General features: G+C 72.2%; 16 protein-coding genes. 2 read left to right on the top strand and 14 right to left on the bottom strand.

Going from position 1 to position 15,842, the window contains the following annotated elements:
- Positions 1 to 119: 119 nt before the first annotated feature.
- The 11 genes from ABZ873_RS06095 to ABZ873_RS06045 all read right to left on the bottom strand — a co-directional run bounded on the left by ABZ873_RS06095 (position 120) and on the right by ABZ873_RS06045 (position 9,773).
- Positions 120 to 674 carry an adenine phosphoribosyltransferase gene (locus tag ABZ873_RS06095; protein ID WP_360865876.1) on the bottom strand — a complete coding sequence of 185 codons (555 nt, stop codon included), beginning with the start codon at positions 672 to 674 and terminating at the stop codon, positions 120 to 122.
- On the bottom strand, positions 671 to 1,726 hold the full coding sequence (gene secF / locus ABZ873_RS06090; protein WP_360865873.1) for a protein translocase subunit SecF: 1,056 nt from the start codon (positions 1,724 to 1,726) through the stop codon (positions 671 to 673). The genes ABZ873_RS06095 and secF overlap by 4 nt, the downstream gene beginning before the upstream one ends.
- Positions 1,727 to 1,729: 3 nt before the next feature.
- The gene (gene secD, locus ABZ873_RS06085; RefSeq protein ID WP_360865870.1) at positions 1,730 to 3,508 is read right to left on the bottom strand and encodes a protein translocase subunit SecD; all 1,779 of its coding nucleotides are present in this window, start codon (positions 3,506 to 3,508) and stop codon (positions 1,730 to 1,732) included.
- Positions 3,509 to 3,661: 153 nt separating this feature from the next.
- Positions 3,662 to 4,132, bottom strand: a complete 471-nt coding sequence (yajC, locus tag ABZ873_RS06080) for a preprotein translocase subunit YajC (RefSeq protein ID WP_360865866.1) — start codon at positions 4,130 to 4,132, stop codon at positions 3,662 to 3,664.
- Between the two features lie 165 nt (positions 4,133 to 4,297).
- The gene (gene ruvB / locus ABZ873_RS06075; RefSeq protein ID WP_360865863.1) at positions 4,298 to 5,374 is read right to left on the bottom strand and encodes a Holliday junction branch migration DNA helicase RuvB; all 1,077 of its coding nucleotides are present in this window, start codon (positions 5,372 to 5,374) and stop codon (positions 4,298 to 4,300) included.
- Between the two features lie 63 nt (positions 5,375 to 5,437).
- On the bottom strand, positions 5,438 to 6,070 hold the full coding sequence (ruvA, locus tag ABZ873_RS06070) for a Holliday junction branch migration protein RuvA (RefSeq protein ID WP_360865859.1): 633 nt from the start codon (positions 6,068 to 6,070) through the stop codon (positions 5,438 to 5,440).
- Positions 6,067 to 6,597, bottom strand: coding sequence for a crossover junction endodeoxyribonuclease RuvC (gene ruvC / locus ABZ873_RS06065; RefSeq protein WP_360865856.1), 531 nt, complete (start codon positions 6,595 to 6,597; stop codon positions 6,067 to 6,069). The genes ruvA and ruvC overlap by 4 nt, the downstream gene beginning before the upstream one ends.
- A gap of 154 nt (positions 6,598 to 6,751) precedes the next feature.
- The gene (locus ABZ873_RS06060; RefSeq protein WP_360865853.1) at positions 6,752 to 7,504 is read right to left on the bottom strand and encodes a YebC/PmpR family DNA-binding transcriptional regulator; all 753 of its coding nucleotides are present in this window, start codon (positions 7,502 to 7,504) and stop codon (positions 6,752 to 6,754) included.
- A gap of 57 nt (positions 7,505 to 7,561) precedes the next feature.
- Complete coding sequence (gene pdxT / locus ABZ873_RS06055) at positions 7,562 to 8,155, bottom strand: pyridoxal 5'-phosphate synthase glutaminase subunit PdxT (protein ID WP_360865850.1); 594 nt, start codon at positions 8,153 to 8,155, stop codon at positions 7,562 to 7,564.
- A gap of 8 nt (positions 8,156 to 8,163) precedes the next feature.
- On the bottom strand, positions 8,164 to 9,081 hold the full coding sequence (pdxS, locus tag ABZ873_RS06050) for a pyridoxal 5'-phosphate synthase lyase subunit PdxS (protein WP_030656154.1): 918 nt from the start codon (positions 9,079 to 9,081) through the stop codon (positions 8,164 to 8,166).
- 149 nt (positions 9,082 to 9,230) lie between these two features.
- Entirely contained in the window at positions 9,231 to 9,773 is a 543-nt protein-coding gene (locus ABZ873_RS06045) for a hypothetical protein (protein ID WP_360865846.1), read from the bottom strand.
- Between the two features lie 103 nt (positions 9,774 to 9,876).
- On the opposite strand from ABZ873_RS06045, the gene ABZ873_RS06040 reads away from it, so the two are divergent.
- Positions 9,877 to 10,473 (top strand): hypothetical protein, encoded by a 597-nt coding sequence (locus tag ABZ873_RS06040; RefSeq protein ID WP_360865843.1) that lies wholly within the window; start codon positions 9,877 to 9,879, stop codon positions 10,471 to 10,473.
- 35 nt (positions 10,474 to 10,508) lie between these two features.
- Here ABZ873_RS06040 and ABZ873_RS06035 read toward each other — a convergent pair whose 3' ends face one another.
- The 3 genes from ABZ873_RS06035 to pgsA are packed head-to-tail and all read right to left on the bottom strand — an operon-like array spanning position 10,509 to position 13,263.
- A complete protein-coding gene (locus ABZ873_RS06035; RefSeq protein ID WP_360865840.1) occupies positions 10,509 to 11,681 on the bottom strand; it encodes a glycosyltransferase family 4 protein in 1,173 nt (390 codons plus the stop codon).
- The gene (locus ABZ873_RS06030) at positions 11,678 to 12,601 is read right to left on the bottom strand and encodes a phosphatidylinositol mannoside acyltransferase (protein ID WP_360865837.1); all 924 of its coding nucleotides are present in this window, start codon (positions 12,599 to 12,601) and stop codon (positions 11,678 to 11,680) included. The genes ABZ873_RS06035 and ABZ873_RS06030 overlap by 4 nt, the downstream gene beginning before the upstream one ends.
- On the bottom strand, positions 12,601 to 13,263 hold the full coding sequence (gene pgsA / locus ABZ873_RS06025; RefSeq protein WP_360865834.1) for a phosphatidylinositol phosphate synthase: 663 nt from the start codon (positions 13,261 to 13,263) through the stop codon (positions 12,601 to 12,603). The genes ABZ873_RS06030 and pgsA overlap by 1 nt, the downstream gene beginning before the upstream one ends.
- Before the next feature lie 339 nt (positions 13,264 to 13,602).
- Here pgsA and ABZ873_RS06020 point away from each other — a divergent pair, with 339 nt between their 5' ends.
- Entirely contained in the window at positions 13,603 to 15,807 is a 2,205-nt protein-coding gene (locus ABZ873_RS06020; protein WP_360865831.1) for an elongation factor G-like protein EF-G2, read from the top strand.
- Positions 15,808 to 15,842 lie beyond the last annotated feature (35 nt).

Raw genomic sequence — 15,842 nt, 5'->3', positions numbered from 1 at the left:
GCCTCGCCGGCGTTTGAGGCGCGGGGGTCCGGGGGCGGCGCCCCCGGCAGCGGCGCCGCACACGCAAACGGCGGGCACCCGGGAGGGACCCGGATACCCGCCGCTCGGCAAGCGAAGGTTCAGACCACGATCAGCGCGTCCAGCGGAGCATCGCCCAGGGCCGGCGCGAGCTTCGCCCGCCCCGGCAGGAACGACAGTTCCATCAGCACGGCCACCCCGGCCACTTCCGCCCCGGCCCGCCGGATCAGGGACAGCGACGCCTCCGCCGTCCCCCCGGTGGCCAGCACGTCGTCGATGACCATCACCCGGTCACCCGCCGCCAGATCCTCCGCGTGGACCTCGATCTCCGCCGTGCCGTACTCCAGCTCGTACGACTGCGCCAGCGTCGCCCCCGGCAGCTTGCCGGCCTTGCGCACCGGCACGAAGCCGATCCCGGCCTGCACGGCCACCGGAGCCGCGAGGATGAACCCCCGCGCCTCCAGCCCGACGATCTTCGTCGCCCCGTACCGCCCGGCCAGCTCCACCAGCGCGCCCGTCAGGGCCCCGAACGCCTCGGGGTCCGCCAGCAGCGGCGTGATGTCCTTGAACATCACCCCCGGCTTCGGATAGTCCGCGACGTCCTTGATCCGGCTGACCAGCAGCTCCCGCACGTAGCCGGACAGCTGCCCGGTCAACGCCGACGCCCCGTACGGCCCTGCGAGACCACCTGCGGCTCGTCCTCGGCGCCGGCCGCGTCCTCGGGGGACTCCCCCTTGGCCGCCGCGGCCGCCCGCTTCGCGAGCACCCGCTTCTTGAGCGCCTTCATCGCCGGCTCGCGCTCCTTGAGGTCCACGACCAGCGGGGTCGCGATGAAGATCGAGGAGTACGCACCGGCCGCGAGGCCGACGAACAGCGACAGGGAGATGTCGTTCAGCATGCCGGCGCCCAGGAAGCCGCCGCCGATGAACAGCAGGGCCCCGACCGGGAGCAGCGCGACGACCGTGGTGTTGATCGAGCGGACCAGGGTGCCGTTGATGCTGCGGTTGGCGATCTCGCTGAACGTGTAGCGGGTCTGCTTGGTGATGTCCTTCGAGCCCTCCTTGAGACCGTCGAAGACGACGACGGTGTCGTAGAGGGAGTAACCGAGGATGGTCAGCAGACCGATCACGGTGCCCGGCGTGACCTCGAAGCCGACCAGCGCGTACACGCCGACGGTGATGGTGAGGTCGTGGATCAGGGCGATCAGCGCGGCGACCGCCATCCGCCATTCGAAGGCGATGGCGAGGTAGATCACCACGAGGACCATGAAGACGCCGAGGCCGGTCCATGCCTTGTTCGCGATCTGCTCGCCCCAGCTGGGGCCGACCAGGTCGGCGTTGATGTCGGCCTCGGTGACCTTGAGGTCGCCGGCCAGCTGCTTCTTCACGTCGGCCGCGGCGTCGGTGTCCAGACCGGAGATCTGGATGCGCATACCGCCGGTGCCGAGCTCCTGGACGATCGCGTCGTGGCCGGACGCCTCCTCCGCGGCCTCCGTCACCTTGGCGACCGAGACGGCCGTCTTCGGGGTGGTGAAGACGGCTCCGCCCTTGAACTCGATGCCCATGTTGAGGCCCTGGACGGCCAGGGCGACGATCGCCGTGATGGTGATCAGGATGGAAACGCCGTACCAGAGAAAGCGCTTGCCGACGAAGTCGTAGCCGACCTCACCGCGGTACAGCTTGGCGCCGAGATCTCCCAGCTTCGACATCTCTCACGCCTCCTTTGCTTCGACGGGGGCGGGTGCGGCGGTGCGGCGGGAGCTGCGCAGCGGGGGCTTGGCGCCCAGCCGCTTCGGGTCCAGCCCGGACCACGGGTGACCGCTGGAGAAGAACTTCGTCCGCGCCAGGAGCGTCATGACCGGCTTCGTGAACAGGAAGACCACGACCACGTCGAGGAGGGTGGTCAGACCCAGGGTGAAGGCGAAGCCCTGCACCTTGCCGACGGTGACGATGAACAGCACCGCGGCGGCGAGGAAGGACACGAAGTCGGAGACCAGGATCGTACGGCGGGCACGCGGCCAGGCGCGCTCGACGGCCGGGCGCAGGGTGCGGCCCTCGCGGATCTCGTCGCGGATGCGTTCGAAGTAGACGATGAACGAGTCCGCGGTGATACCGATGGCGACGATCGCACCGCAGACGGCGGGCAGGTTCAGCGCGAAGCCGATGCCCTTGCCGAGCAGCGCCATGATCGTGTAGGTGAGGATCGCGGAGACCAGGAGGCTGATGATCGCGATGAAGGCCAGGCCGCGGTAGTAGACCAGCAGGTAGACGACCACCAGGAGGAGGCCGATCGCACCGGCGATCAGGCCGGCCCGCAGCTGCTCGCCGCCGAGGGCGGCGGTGACGGTGGTGACGCTGTCCTCCTGGAAGGACAGCGGCAGCGCGCCGTAGGACAGCATGTTGCCGAGGTCCTGCGCGGACTGCTGGGTGAAGCCGCCGGAGATCTGGGCGTTGCCGCCGGTGATCGCGGTGCTGACGGACGGGTCGGAGATGACGTCGCCGTCGAGGACGATCGCGAACTGGTTCTGCGGCATCTGCTTGGCCGCCAGCTCGCCGGTGACCTTCGCGAAGGCGTCGGCGCCGTGGTCGTTGAAGTTCATCGTGACGATCCACTGACCCGACTGCGGGTCGATCTCGCCCTTGGCGGTCTTCACGTCCTTGCCCTCGACCGCTGCCGGTCCGAGGATCCACTTGCCCCACTGCTCGCCGCGCTGGCCGCAGGCCAGGGTCGGGTCGGTGGGCTTGACGCCCTTGCCGATGTTGGCCCGCTGGGCCTCGTTCGTGCAGTCGAGCGCGGCGAACTTCGCCTGGAGGTCGGCGGCGGCCGGGTCGGGGGCGGGGGCGCTCGCGGAGGGCGAGGGGGCCGCCTTGTCGTCTGCCTTCTTCGACTCGCTCGCCGAGGGCGAGGGAGTGGGCGCGTTCGGGGCCTTGAGGCCCTCGCTGAGCGCGCGGCCCTGGGAAGTGGCGCTGGACGACGGGGTGGCGGACGGGCTGGTCTTGTTCCCGTCCTGGGCCTTGGGAGCACCGGAACCGCTCGCGGAGGGGCTCGGGCTCTGGCTGCCCTCGGGGGCGGCGGGGGCGCCGTCCGCGAACGCGATGACGGGACGGAAGTAGAGCTGGGCGGTGGTGCCGACCTGCTCGCGCGCCTGCTTCTCGTTCATCCCCTTGGGGATGTTGACGATGATGTGGTCGCGTCCCTGCGTCTGGACCTCGGCCTCGGACACGCCGAGCCCGTTGACACGGCGCTCGATGATGCCGACCGCCGTGTTCATGTTGGTCTCGTTGACCGCGTTCTCTTTGCCCGGCTCGCTCTTGGCCTTGAGCGTGATGCTCGTGCCGCCCGCGAGGTCGATGCCCAGCCGGGGAGTCGTCTGCTTGGAGAGGAACATCCCCGCGGTGAGCGCCACCATCGCGATCAGGATGATCGCCAGGGCGCGCCCCGGCCTCCCCTGAGCCCCCGTGGGCCGCCGGCCCTTCTTCGGTGCTGCCACCTTGTCGTTTCTCCCTGTCCAACCGTCCCGCGCCGGGTCAGCGCGCGGACGGCCACGAAATGTGTGGTGGGGACCCCTGCCCCCCGCAGAAGTGTCACTGACGGGGACCGCGCCGGACGCCGGTCGGGCGCTCGCACGGTCCCCGGCCGCGCGCTACTTCGCGCCGGCCTCGCCGTCGCTCTTGCCGTCCTTGGGCTCCTCGTCGCCCTTCGGCTCGTCCTTCTTGCCGAGGTCGAGCTTGGGGGCGGCGTCCTCGTCCTTGGTGAGGTCCGCCTTGGGGGCCTCGGTGAGGGAGGAGGCGTCGTCCGGGACGACGGGGGTGTCGGTCGTCACGTCGTCACCCATGCCGTGGACGATGCGGTTGTACTCCGCGTCCTCCAGGACCGCACCGATGGCGTTCTTCGCGAAGACCGCGTGGACGCCGGGGGCCACCTCGAGGGTGACGGTGTCGTCACCGATCTCCTTCACCGTGGCGTACATGCCGCCGATGGTGCGGACCCCGGTGCCGGGCGTCATGTGGTCGCGCATCTGCGCGGCCTGCTGCTGCTTCTTCTTCGCGGAGCGGGTCATCAGGAACATCGCCCCGATGAGCACGATGAACGGGAGGAATGTCACGAGATTCACGGGACGGAAATCCTTCGCACGACCGCGCGCGGACGGCGGCCTTTTCTACGGGGGTGGGCACACCGACCCGAAGGGTCGGCATCGGCGGAGTCTAGGCGAGTCCGCACCGATGGAACAACGCCCAGCATGGCACCGGCGTTCCCGGCCGGGCGAACCTCCGCGCCGTCAGGCCCCGAAGAGGCCCTGTTGTCCACTTGATCCGTTCCCACCGTGCTGCGGCGGGACAAGTCCCAGGTGGGCCCATGCGGCGGGGGTCGCCACGCGGCCCCGCGGGGTCCGCGCGAGCAGGCCCTCGCGGACGAGGAAGGGCTCGGCCACCTCCTCGACGGTCTCCCGCTCCTCGCCGACCGCCACGGCCAGGGTGGACAGCCCCACGGGGCCGCCGCCGAACAGCTTGAGCAGGGCTTCCAGCACGGCGCGGTCGAGCCGGTCGAGCCCGCGCGCGTCCACCTCGTACACCTGGAGGGCGGTGGCGGCCACCTCCCGGTCGATCACCCCATCGGCCCTCACCTGGGCGTAGTCGCGGACGCGGCGCAGCAGGCGGTTGGCGATGCGCGGGGTGCCGCGGGAGCGTCCGGCGATCTCGGCGGCGCCGGCGGTGTCGATCTCCACGTCGAGCAGGCGGGCGGAGCGGTGCAGGACCCGCTCCAGCTCCTCGGGGGCGTAGAACTCCATGTGGCCGGTGAAGCCGAAGCGGTCGCGCAGCGGCGGGGGCAGCAGCCCGGCCCGGGTGGTGGCGCCGACGAGGGTGAAGGGCGGCAGCTCCAGCGGGATCGCGGTGGCGCCGGGCCCCTTGCCGACGATGACGTCGACGCGGAAGTCCTCCATGGCCATGTACAGCATCTCCTCGGCGGGCCGGGACATGCGGTGGATCTCGTCGAGGAAGAGGACCTCGCCCTCCTGGAGGGAGGAGAGGATCGCGGCGAGGTCGCCGGCGTGCTGGATGGCGGGGCCGGAGGTGATCCGGATCGGCGCCCCCATCTCCGCCGCGATGATCATCGACAGGGTGGTCTTGCCGAGGCCGGGCGCGCCGGAGAGCAGGACGTGGTCGGCGGTGGCCCCGCGCTGCTTGGCGGCCTTGAGGACCAGGTCCAGCTGCTGGCGGACCTTCTCCTGGCCGACGAACTCCCCGAGGTCCTTGGGGCGCAGCGCCGCCTCGACGGCGGTGTCCTCCCCGTCGGCGGCCGGGGCGACGATACGGGCCTCGTCCTCGGGGGTGGTGTCGTCGTCGTACCGGTTCACGGTGTCAGTCTGCCTTCTCGGTTCGTACGGTCGTCTGCCGGGGCCGGACGGCGCCCGTAAGCCCTAGCGGGCGCGGTTGAGCGTCTGGAGCGCGGCGCGCAGCAGCTGGGGTACGGGGGCCGCGCCACCGGCGGCGATGGCCTCCTCCGCCTGCGGGGTGACGGCGGCGACGGCCTCCTCCGCCTCGCGGGAGGCGTAGCCGAGGCCGATGAGGGCGGCGGCCAGCTGCTCGGTCCAGGGGGCCGGGGCGGAGGCCACGGCCCGCTGGGCGCCCACCAGGCCGCTGCTGCCCAGCGGGGCGCCCAGCTTGCCCTTGAGCTCCAGCAGCAGCTTCTGGGCGCCCTTGGGGCCGATACCGGGCACGGCGGTCAGTGCCTTGGCGTCGCCGGAGGCGAAGGCCACCCGCAGGGCGTCGGGGCTGTGCACGCCGAGCATTGCCTGCGCCACCCGGGGGCCGACGCCGCTGGCGGTCTGGAGCAGCTCGAAGACCTGGCGCTCGTCGTCGTCGGCGAATCCGTACAGGGTGAGCGAGTCCTCCCGTACGACCAGGGAGGTCGCCAGCCGGGCCCGCTCCCCCAGCCGCAGTCCGGCGATGGTGTTCGGCGTGCACTGCACGGCCATGCCCACTCCCCCGACCTCGATCACGGCAAGGGTGGGCGAGAGCGCGGCGACCTCGCCGCTGACGAAGGCGATCATCGGGTACGGCCTTTCGGGGCGTGCTGGGCGACGGCCTGCTGGAGGCGGTTCTGGGCGGGGGCCCGCCAGATGTGGCAGATGGCGAGGGCGAGGGCGTCGGCGGCGTCGGCCGGTTTCGGCGGGGCGGCCAGCCGGAGCAGCCGGGTGACCATCGCGCCGACCTGCGCCTTGTCGGCGCGTCCGCTGCCGGTGACGGCGGCCTTGACCTCGCTGGGGGTGTGCAGGGCGACCGGTATCCCGCGGCGTGCGGCGCACAGCATCGCGACGGCGCTCGCCTGGGCGGTGCCCATCACGGTGCTGACGTTGTGCTGGCTGAACACCCGCTCCACGGCGACCACTTCGGGCCGGTGCGTATCGAGCCATTCCTCGATGCCCTGCTCGACGGCGACCAGCCGGTGGCCGAGATCGGCCTCGGGCGGCGTCCGCACGACCCCCACCCCGAGCATGGTCAGGGGCCGGCCCGCGACACCTTCGACGACGCCGACTCCGCACCGGGTCAGCCCCGGGTCCACGCCCAGTACGCGCACACGCCCCTCCTCTTCCGCCAGGCGTGCAGATTACCGGCTGGGTGTGACAACGGGCCGGTCACGGGGGCGCGGCGGGGTGTCCGCGTGCGCATGGGCCTACGAAAACGCCACCGGGCCGACGGAGATCCGTCGGCCCGGTGGCGTGTGGAGCGGGTCAGGCGTCGACCTTCTCCATGACCTCGTCGGAGACGTCGAAGTTGGCGAAGACGTTCTGCACGTCGTCGCTGTCCTCCAGCGCGTCGATCAGCTTGAAGATCTTGCGGGCGCCGTCCTCGTCCAGCTCGACCTGCATGGTCGGGACGAAGCTGGAGTCGGCCGAGTCGTAGTCGATGCCGGCTTCCTGGAGCGCGGTGCGGACCGCGACCAGGTCGGTGGCCTCGCTGATGATCTCGAAGGTGTCGCCGTTGTCGTTGACCTCTTCGGCGCCGGCCTCCAGGACCGCGCCGAGCACGTCGTCCTCGCTCAGCTCCGCCTTGGGCAGGATGATGACGCCCTTGCGGTTGAACAGGTACGAGACCGAGCCCGGGTCGGCCATGGAGCCGCCGTTGCGGGTCATGGCGACGCGGACGTCGGAGGCGGCGCGGTTGCGGTTGTCGGTCAGGCACTCGATGAGCACCGCGACACCGTTCGGACCGTAGCCCTCGTACATGATCGTCTCGTAGTCGGCGCCGCCGGCCTCCAGGCCGCCGCCGCGCTTGACCGCGGAGTCGATGTTCTTGTTCGGGACCGACTGCTTCTTGGCCTTCTGCACGGCGTCGAAGAGGGTCGGGTTGCCCTCGATGTCGGCACCGCCCATACGGGCCGCGACCTCGATGTTCTTGATCAGCTTCGCGAAGAGCTTGCCGCGCTTGGCATCGATCACGGCCTTCTTGTGCTTCGTCGTAGCCCATTTAGAGTGGCCGGACATCCGCCTGTCTCCTTCGCGTCACCAACAGTGTTCGTCCTCGATCCTACCGGGACCCGGTCACAGCCCCGCGCGCACCATGTCGACGAAGTACGCGTGGACGCGATCGTCGCCGGTCAGTTCGGGGTGGAACGAGGTCGCCAGGACGTTGCCCTGGCGCACGGCCACGGTGTGGCCCTCGTAGGTGGCGAGGACCTCGGCGGAGGCGCCGGTGGACTCGACCCACGGGGCGCGGATGAAGACGCCCTCGACGGGGCCGCCCTCGATGCCCGCGAAGTCGATCTTCGCCTCGAAGGACTCGTTCTGGCGGCCGAAGGCGTTGCGGCGCACGATCATGTCGATGCCGCCCAGGGTCTCCTGGTCCTCACGGCCGTCGAGCAGCTTGTCCGCCAGCATGATCATGCCGGCGCAGGTGCCGTACACGGGCATGCCGGCGGCCACGCGCTCGCGCAGCGGCTCCAGCATGCCGAAGAGCACGGCGAGCTTCGACATGGTGGTGGACTCGCCGCCGGGGATCACCAGGGCGTCGACCTCGGCGAGCTCCTCGGGGCGCCGGACCGGCCTGGCCACGGCGTCCGCCGCGGCCAGGGCGATCAGGTGCTCCCGTACGTCGCCCTGGAGGGCCAGGACACCGATCACGGGGGTGTTCGTCATGGTGGTGACTACCAGCCGCGGTTGGCGTAGCGCTCGGCCTCGGGCAGGGTGTCGCAGTTGATGCCGACCATGGCCTCGCCCAGGTTGCGGGAGGCGTCCGCGATGATCTTCGGGTCGTCGAAGAAGGTGGTGGCCTTCACGATGGCGGCGGCGCGCTTGGCCGGGTCGCCCGACTTGAAGATGCCGGAGCCGACGAAGACGCCCTCGGCGCCGAGCTGGCGCATCAGCGCGGCGTCGGCCGGGGTGGCGACGCCACCGGCGGAGAACAGCACCACGGGGAGCTTGCCGAGCTCGGCGACCTCCTTGACGAGCTCGTACGGGGCGCGCAGCTCCTTGGCGGCGGCGTACAGCTCGTTGTTGTCGAAGCCGCGCAGCTTGGCGATCTCGTTCTTGATCTGGCGCAGGTGGCGGACGGCCTCGACGACGTTGCCGGTGCCGGCCTCGCCCTTGGAGCGGATCATGGCCGCGCCCTCGGCGATGCGGCGCAGGGCCTCGCCCAGGTTGGTGGCACCGCAGACGAAGGGGGTGGTGAAGGCCCACTTGTCGGAGTGGTTGACCTCGTCGGCCGGGGTCAGGACCTCGGACTCGTCGATGTAGTCGACGCCGAGGGACTGGAGCACCTGGGCCTCGACGAAGTGGCCGATGCGGGACTTGGCCATCACGGGGATGGACACGGCCTCGATGATCTCTTCGATCATGTTGGGGTCGGACATGCGCGCGACGCCGCCGTCCTTGCGGATGTCGGCGGGAACCCGCTCCAGGGCCATGACGGCCACCGCGCCGGCGTCCTCGGCGATCTTCGCCTGCTCGGCGTTGACCACGTCCATGATCACGCCGCCCTTGAGCTGCTCGGCCATACCGCGCTTGACGCGGGAGGTGCCGATCGCCGACTCGGCGGACTGGGGGGAGGTGGGAAGCGTGCTCACGGATGACCTCACTCGAAGGGAAGACGGGTACTACTGGGCCGAGGAAACCCCGACCGACCAGTCCACTACAAGGGCCAATGTGGAGCCCGTGGCCCCTTCTTTTGTCCCCGGCGGCCCTATGACCCCGCTCCGGCGCCGTGGGACACGGCCTACGCGGGCCGCTCGGCCAGGTCCGCCGGGGGCTCGTCGTCCATCTCGAAGGCCAGCGGGAACGGCGCGTGGCCGGCGAGCCGGAACCAGCGGACCTTGCGGTGCCGGCGCAGGGCGCGGGCGGCCCGTACGGCGTCGTTGTGGAAGCGGCGGGCCATCGGCACCCGGCGCACCGCCTCGGCCAGCTCCGCGGTGGCCTGCGCCCCGCCGGGGGCCGCCTTGAGCACCTCCACCTGGTCGGCGTCCGCGAAGACGGCCCGCAGCGCCTGGCTCAGCTCGCTCTCGGCGACCTCGCGATGGTCCTCCTCGGCCTGCCGTGCCGCGTGCGCGGCCTCGTACAGCACCAGCGAGGAGGCGGGGTCCAGCGCGCCCGAGGTGGCCACCTCGACGACCACGGAGGCCCGCCGGACGAGCTGCGCGTCGAGCGCGGCGCGGGCGGCGTCCATCCGCGAGTGCAGCCGGTCCAGCCGGCCGGCGGTCCAGCTGAGGTACACCCCGATGACGGCGAGCGCCAGGGCAATCCACACAAGGGTTTCGATCACGCTGCGCGACCCTACCGCTCCGGGGGTGCCGGGCCGGCATCGGGCCTGGCCCCGGGCCCGCCCGCCCGCTTAGGCTGCGTGATCCACATCGCTCGGGGGGACCATGGACCGCACTCGCTTCCACAGACCGTCGGCCTGCCTGCTGCTGACGGCAGCCGTCGCACTCGGCTGCACCGTCGTGGCCGCCGTGGAGGCGGGCGAGGACGGCGGGCTGGTCCTGCTGCGCCGGCTGGACGGGCACCTCCTCCCGCTGGCCTGGCTGGCCCTGGCCGCGTTGACCGGGGCCGTCCTGCTGGGGCCGCCGAAATCCCCGCTGCGGGTACCCCTGGCCGGCCTGGTACTCGTCTTCGGCGTCCCGGCGATGCTGCTCGCCGGCTTCCTCTCGGCGGCGGCCGACCGCCCGGAGCCCCGGGTGGACGCGGAGACGGCCGCCCCCGGCCGGGCGGACCGCCGGCTCGTCGTGGTGACGCGGCCGGGCTACCCCGACCCGGTCCGGTGCGTCTACGTCCACGACGGGAGCCCGCTCCTGGAGCGCAGCTGGCTGGCGCGCTGCTTCAACGGCGACGCGCAGGAGAGCGGGCTCGCCGAAGCCGTGTGGGCGGCGGGCGACCGGCTGCGGATGACCACGGCCGGGGGCCAGGTCCACGAGGTGGCCGTCGGCCCCGGCGGGCGGCCGGAGCGGCCCGCCGGCGCCCGCTGACGGGACGCCCCGGGCACGTCAGGACGGGGACGGCGTCAGGACGGGGACGGGTCCTTCGAGAAGCCCAGGCGGGTGCGGAGGGGGACGCGTTCGTCGGTGGCGACCGCCGCCGCGCCGTCCGTCACCGTCTCGTAGACCGCCAGGATGTCCGCGCCCACCGTCGACCAGTCGAAGCGCCGTACGTGGGCCGAGCCCCGCTCGCTCAGTGCGGCGCGGCGCTCCGGGTCCCGGAGCAGGGTGATGGCCCCCGCCGCCAGCGCGTCCGCGTTCTCGTTGGCGAAGAGGTCCCCCGCCCCGCCCTGGTCCAGCACCTGCGCGAACGCGTCCAGGTCGGAGGCGAGCACCGCCGCCCCCGCCGACAGGGCCTCCACCAGGATGATGCCGAAGCTCTCGCCGCCGGTGTTGGGGGCCACGTACACGTCCACGCTGCGCAGCAGCCGCGCCTTGTCCTCGTCCGAGACCATGCCGAGGAATTCCACCCGCGCGCGCAGCTCGGCCGGGAGGGAGGCCACGGCCTCCTCCTCGTCCCCGCGGCCCGCCACCAGCAGCCGTACGTCCGGGCACGCCTCCACGATCTTCGGGAAGGCGGCCATCAGCACCGGCAGGCCCTTGCGCGGCTCGTCGATGCGGCCGATGAAGCCCAGGGTCTGCCCGGACCACTCCGGATTGGCCTCCGCCTTGGCGAAGAAGTCCACGTCCACGCCGTTCGGGATCACCACGGCGTCCCCGCCCAGGTGCTCCACCAGCGTGCGCCGCGCGTACTCGCTCACCGCGATGCGCGCGCTGATCTTCTCCAGCGCCGGCTGGAGGATCGGGTACGCGGCGATCATCGCCCGGGAGCGCGGGTTCGAGGTGTGGAAGGTGGCCACGATCGGCCCCTGGGCCGCCCAGCAGGACAGCAGTCCCAGCGAGGGCGAGGCCGGCTCATGGATGTGGATCACGTCGAAGGTGCCCTCGTGCAGCCAGCGCCGGACCCGGGCCGCCGACAGGAAGCCGAAGTTCAGCCGGGCCACGGAGCCGTTGTACGGGACGGGCACGGCCCGGCCCGCGGAGACCACGTACGGCGGCAGCGGGGTCTCGTCGTCGGCCGGGGCCAGCACCGAGACTTCGTGGCCGAGGCCGGTCAGGTGCTCCGCGAGGTCGCGGATGTGGAACTGGACGCCGCCCGGCACGTCCCAGGAGTACGGGCACACGATCCCGATCTTCACGGAGTGCGCTCCTCCAGGCCGTCCAGGTCCTCCAGGTCGTCCAGCCAGAGCCGCTGGAGCATGTGCCAGTCCTCCGGGTGCTCGGCGATGCCCCACGCGAAGGCGTCCGCGACCGCCTGGGTCATGACCGTGGTCTTCTCGGCCCGGGTCCCGCTCTTCGGCACCTCCACCTCGGGGTGGATCCGGCCGTACATCCGCGGCGACTCCCCGTAGGACAGGGTGGCGGGCAGCAGCACCGCACCGGTCTGCTGCGCGAGCAGGGCCGGGCCGGCGGGCATGCGCGCGGTGGAGCCGAAGAAGTCCACCTCCACGCCCGAGGCCGACAGGTCCCGGTCCGCGACCAGGCAGACCAGCCCGCCGGAGCGCAGCCGCCGGGCGAGGATCCCGAAGGCGGCGCCGCCGCTGTGCGGCAGGACCTCCATGCCCAGGCTCTCGCGGTAGGCGACGAAGCGGTCGTACAGGCTCTCGGGCTTCAGGCGCTCGGCGACCGTGGTGAACGGCACCCCGAGGTGGCCGATGGCCCAGGCCCCGGCGAGGTCCCAGTTGGCCAGGTGCGGCAGGGCCACGACCACCCCGCGCCCGGAGGCCAGGGCCTCGCGCAGGATGTGCTCGTCCTTGAACTCCACGTCCGTGCCGAAGCGGTCCGTGGCCATGGTCGGCAGCCGGAAGGACTCCATCCAGTACCGCATGTACGAGCGCATCCCGGCCTTCGACAGCTCGCGCAGCCGCTCCGCGTCCGCGTCGGGCACCACCCGGGCCAGATTCGACTCCAGCCGCAGCACGCTCTTGCCGCGCCGCTTCCACGCGAAGTCCGCGATCCGCCGCCCGAGGGCCACCGCGGCCGGCTCGGGCAGCTTCTTGACCCCGGCCCAGCCGAGCCCGTACAGCCCGTCGACCAGCTTGTCCTGTGCCGCGCCCATCAGGCCGCACCCCCTTCGGACGCCGCCGCGGCGTCCGCCTCGGCCGCTTCACGCCGTACGGTGACCACGCGCTGGATCAGCGTGACCAGCGAGCCGACGGCCACCACCCACAGGGCGACCGGCAGCAGCACCCCGATCCAGGACGGCACACCGAAGGTCTGGAGCCCCGAGAGCCCGGCCGCGACCAGCGAGATCACCAGGCGCTCGGCGCGCTCGATGAGCCCGTTGACGGCGACGGGCAGCCCGATGGACTCCCCGCGCGCCTTGGTGTACGAGACCACCTGGCCACTGGCCAGGCAGAAGATCGCCACCGCGCACAGCGCGTTGTCGTCGCCGCTGCCCGCGTACCAGAGGGCGAGACCGCCGAAGATCGCCGCGTCCGCCACCCGGTCGAGGGTGGAGTCGAGGAAGGCCCCCCAGCGGCTGGAGACGCCGGCCTGGCGGGCCATGTTGCCGTCGACGAGGTCGGAGAAGACGAAGAGGGTGATCGTGATGGTGCCCCAGAAGAACTCCCCGCGGGGGAAGAAGACCAGCGCGCCCGCCACCACTCCGGCCGTGCCGATCAGGGTGACCGCGTCCGGGCTCACCCCCCGCCGGAGCAGAAAAGCGGCGAATGGCGTGAGAACACGCGTGAAGAATGCACGCGCGTACTTGTTCAGCATGGCCTTCCCGGAGGGTCGCTGGGCCGCACGGCCACCACGGCCACCGGCTGGCCCATCGTAGCCAGCGCGCCGCCGCGCGGGCGCCGCGCACCCACCGGTTCGCGGGAGCCGTGCCCTTACCCGGGGTACGGACGGAGGTACGGACCGGGGTACGGACCGGGCGCGCGCCGCCTCCGCGACGGCCCGGGAGGCGGCCTCCGGCCCCTGACCGGAACGACGTATGGACGCGGTGTGACACCGGTGCAAAGCTCGAATGACCGCGTCCCCGCTCCTCGGGGGGTCCTCCACCGGGAACCGGAACCCATCCTCCTCACCGTCGCACCGGGAGGCACGATCATCATGGGAGCCACATCGCACCACGCCGGGGCCGCCGGCAGGGCACTGACGGCCGACCGGCCCGCCTCCATACGGAACGTCGTCCTGGTCGGCCACAGCGGATCCGGCAAGACCACCCTGGTCGAGGCCCTGGCCCTGACCGCCGGCGCGGTCAACCGGGCCGGGCGCGTCGAGGACGGCGCCACCGTCTCCGACTACGACGAGATCGAACACCGCCGGCAGCGCTCCATCCAGCTCTCCCTCGTCCCCGTCGCCTGGGACGGGATCAAGATCAACCTCCTGGACACCCCCGGATACGCCGACTTCGTCGGAGAACTCAGGGCCGGTCTGCGCGCCGCGGACGCGGCCCTCTTCGTCGTCTCGGCCTCGGACGGCATCGACGGCGCCACCCGCATGGTCTGGGACGAGTGCGCGGCCGTCGGCATGCCCCGCGCCCTCGTCGTGACCCACCTGGAGGCGGCCCGCTCCGACTACGGGCAGATGACCACCGTCTGCGGCGAGATCTTCGGCGCCGACGACCCGGACGCCGTCCTCCCCCTCTACCTGCCCCTCCACGGCCCCGCCGGCCCGGACGGACACGCCCCCGTCACCGGCCTGCTCGGCCTGCTCTCCCAGCGCGTCTACGAGTACTCCTCCGGCGAGCGCGCCGAGCGCGACCCCGATCCGGCCGAGCTCGCCCTGATCACCGAGGCCCGCGCCCGGCTCATCGAGGGGATCATCGCCGAGAGCGAGGACGAGACCCTGATGGACCGCTACCTCGGCGGCGAGGACATCGACCTCAAGACCCTCGTCGAGGACCTGGAGCGCGCGGTCGCCCGCGGCACCTTCCACCCCGTCCTGATGGCCGCCCCCGCCACCGACGGCGCCCGCCAGGGCCTCGGCACCGTGGAACTGCTCGAACTGATCACCGGCGGCTTCCCCACGCCCCTGGAGCGCGCCCCCGTGGCCGTCACCCGCCCCGACGGCACCGCCCGGCCCGACGCCACCTGCGATCCCGAGGGCCCGCTGCTCGCCGAGGTGGTCAAGACCTCCTCCGACCCCTACGTGGGCCGCGTCTCCCTCGTCCGCGTCTTCTCCGGCACCCTGAACCCCGAGGCCACCGTGCACGTCAGCGGGCACGGCCTCACCGACCGCGGCCACGAGGACCACGACGTCGACGAGCGCGTCGGCACCCTCACCGCCCCCTTCGGCAAACAGCAGCGCGCCCTCACCCGCTGCATCGCCGGAGACCTGGCCTGCGTGGCCAGACTCGGCCACGCGGAGACCGGCGACACCCTCTCCGCCAAGGAGGACCCCCTCCTGATGGAGCCCTGGACCATGCCCGACCCGCTGCTGCCACTGGCCATCGAGGCGCACAGCAAGGCCGACGAGGACAAGCTCTCGCAGGGCCTGGCCCGGCTGGTCGCGGAGGACCCGACCATGCGGCTGGAGCAGAACCCGCACACCCACCAGGTCGTCCTGTGGAGCCTCGGCGAGGCCCACCAGGACGTGGCCCTGGAGCGGCTGCGCACCCGCTACGGCGTCCAGGTCGACCCGGTCCCGCACAAGGTCAGCCTCCGCGAGACCTTCGGCGCGCGGGCGGCGGGCCGCGGCCGGCACGTCAAGCAGTCCGGCGGCCACGGCCAGTTCGCGATCTGCGAGATCGAGGTGGAGCCGCTGCCGCCCGGCAGCGGCATCGAGTTCGTGGACAAGGTCGTCGGCGGGGCCGTGCCCCGGCAGTTCATCCCGTCCGTGGAGAAGGGCGTACGCAGCCAGGCGGCCCGCGGGGTCGCCGCCGGGTACCCCCTGGTCGACGTACGGATCACCCTGCTCGACGGCAAGGCGCACTCGGTGGACTCCTCCGACGCCGCCTTCCAGACCGCCGGCGCCCTCGCCCTGCGCGAGGCGGCCGCCGAGGCGCGCATCGACCTGCTGGAGCCGGTCGCGGAGCTGGACGTCCTGGTGCCCGACGAGTACGTCGGCCCCGTCATGAGCGACCTCGCCGGCCGCCGGGGCCGGGTCGTCGGCACCGACCAGGCCGGATCCGGGCGCACCCGCGTCCGCGCCGAGATCCCCGAGATCGAGATCGGCCGCTACGCCGTCGAACTGCGCTCGGTGTCCCACGGCACGGGCCGCTTCGCGCGCTCCTACGCCCGGCACGAGCCCATGCCGCCCCAGATCGCGGAAAAGGTGCGGGAACAGACCGGGAGGGGAAGCCACTTGACATAGGAACGGGACCGGCCGCCCATCCAACCCTCTTGTGA

It is taken from the genome of Streptomyces sp. NPDC047014 (genome assembly GCF_040644195.1).
GTDB lineage: Bacteria > Actinomycetota > Actinomycetes > Streptomycetales > Streptomycetaceae > Streptomyces.
This window is presented reverse-complemented; position numbering and strand designations above follow the sequence as displayed.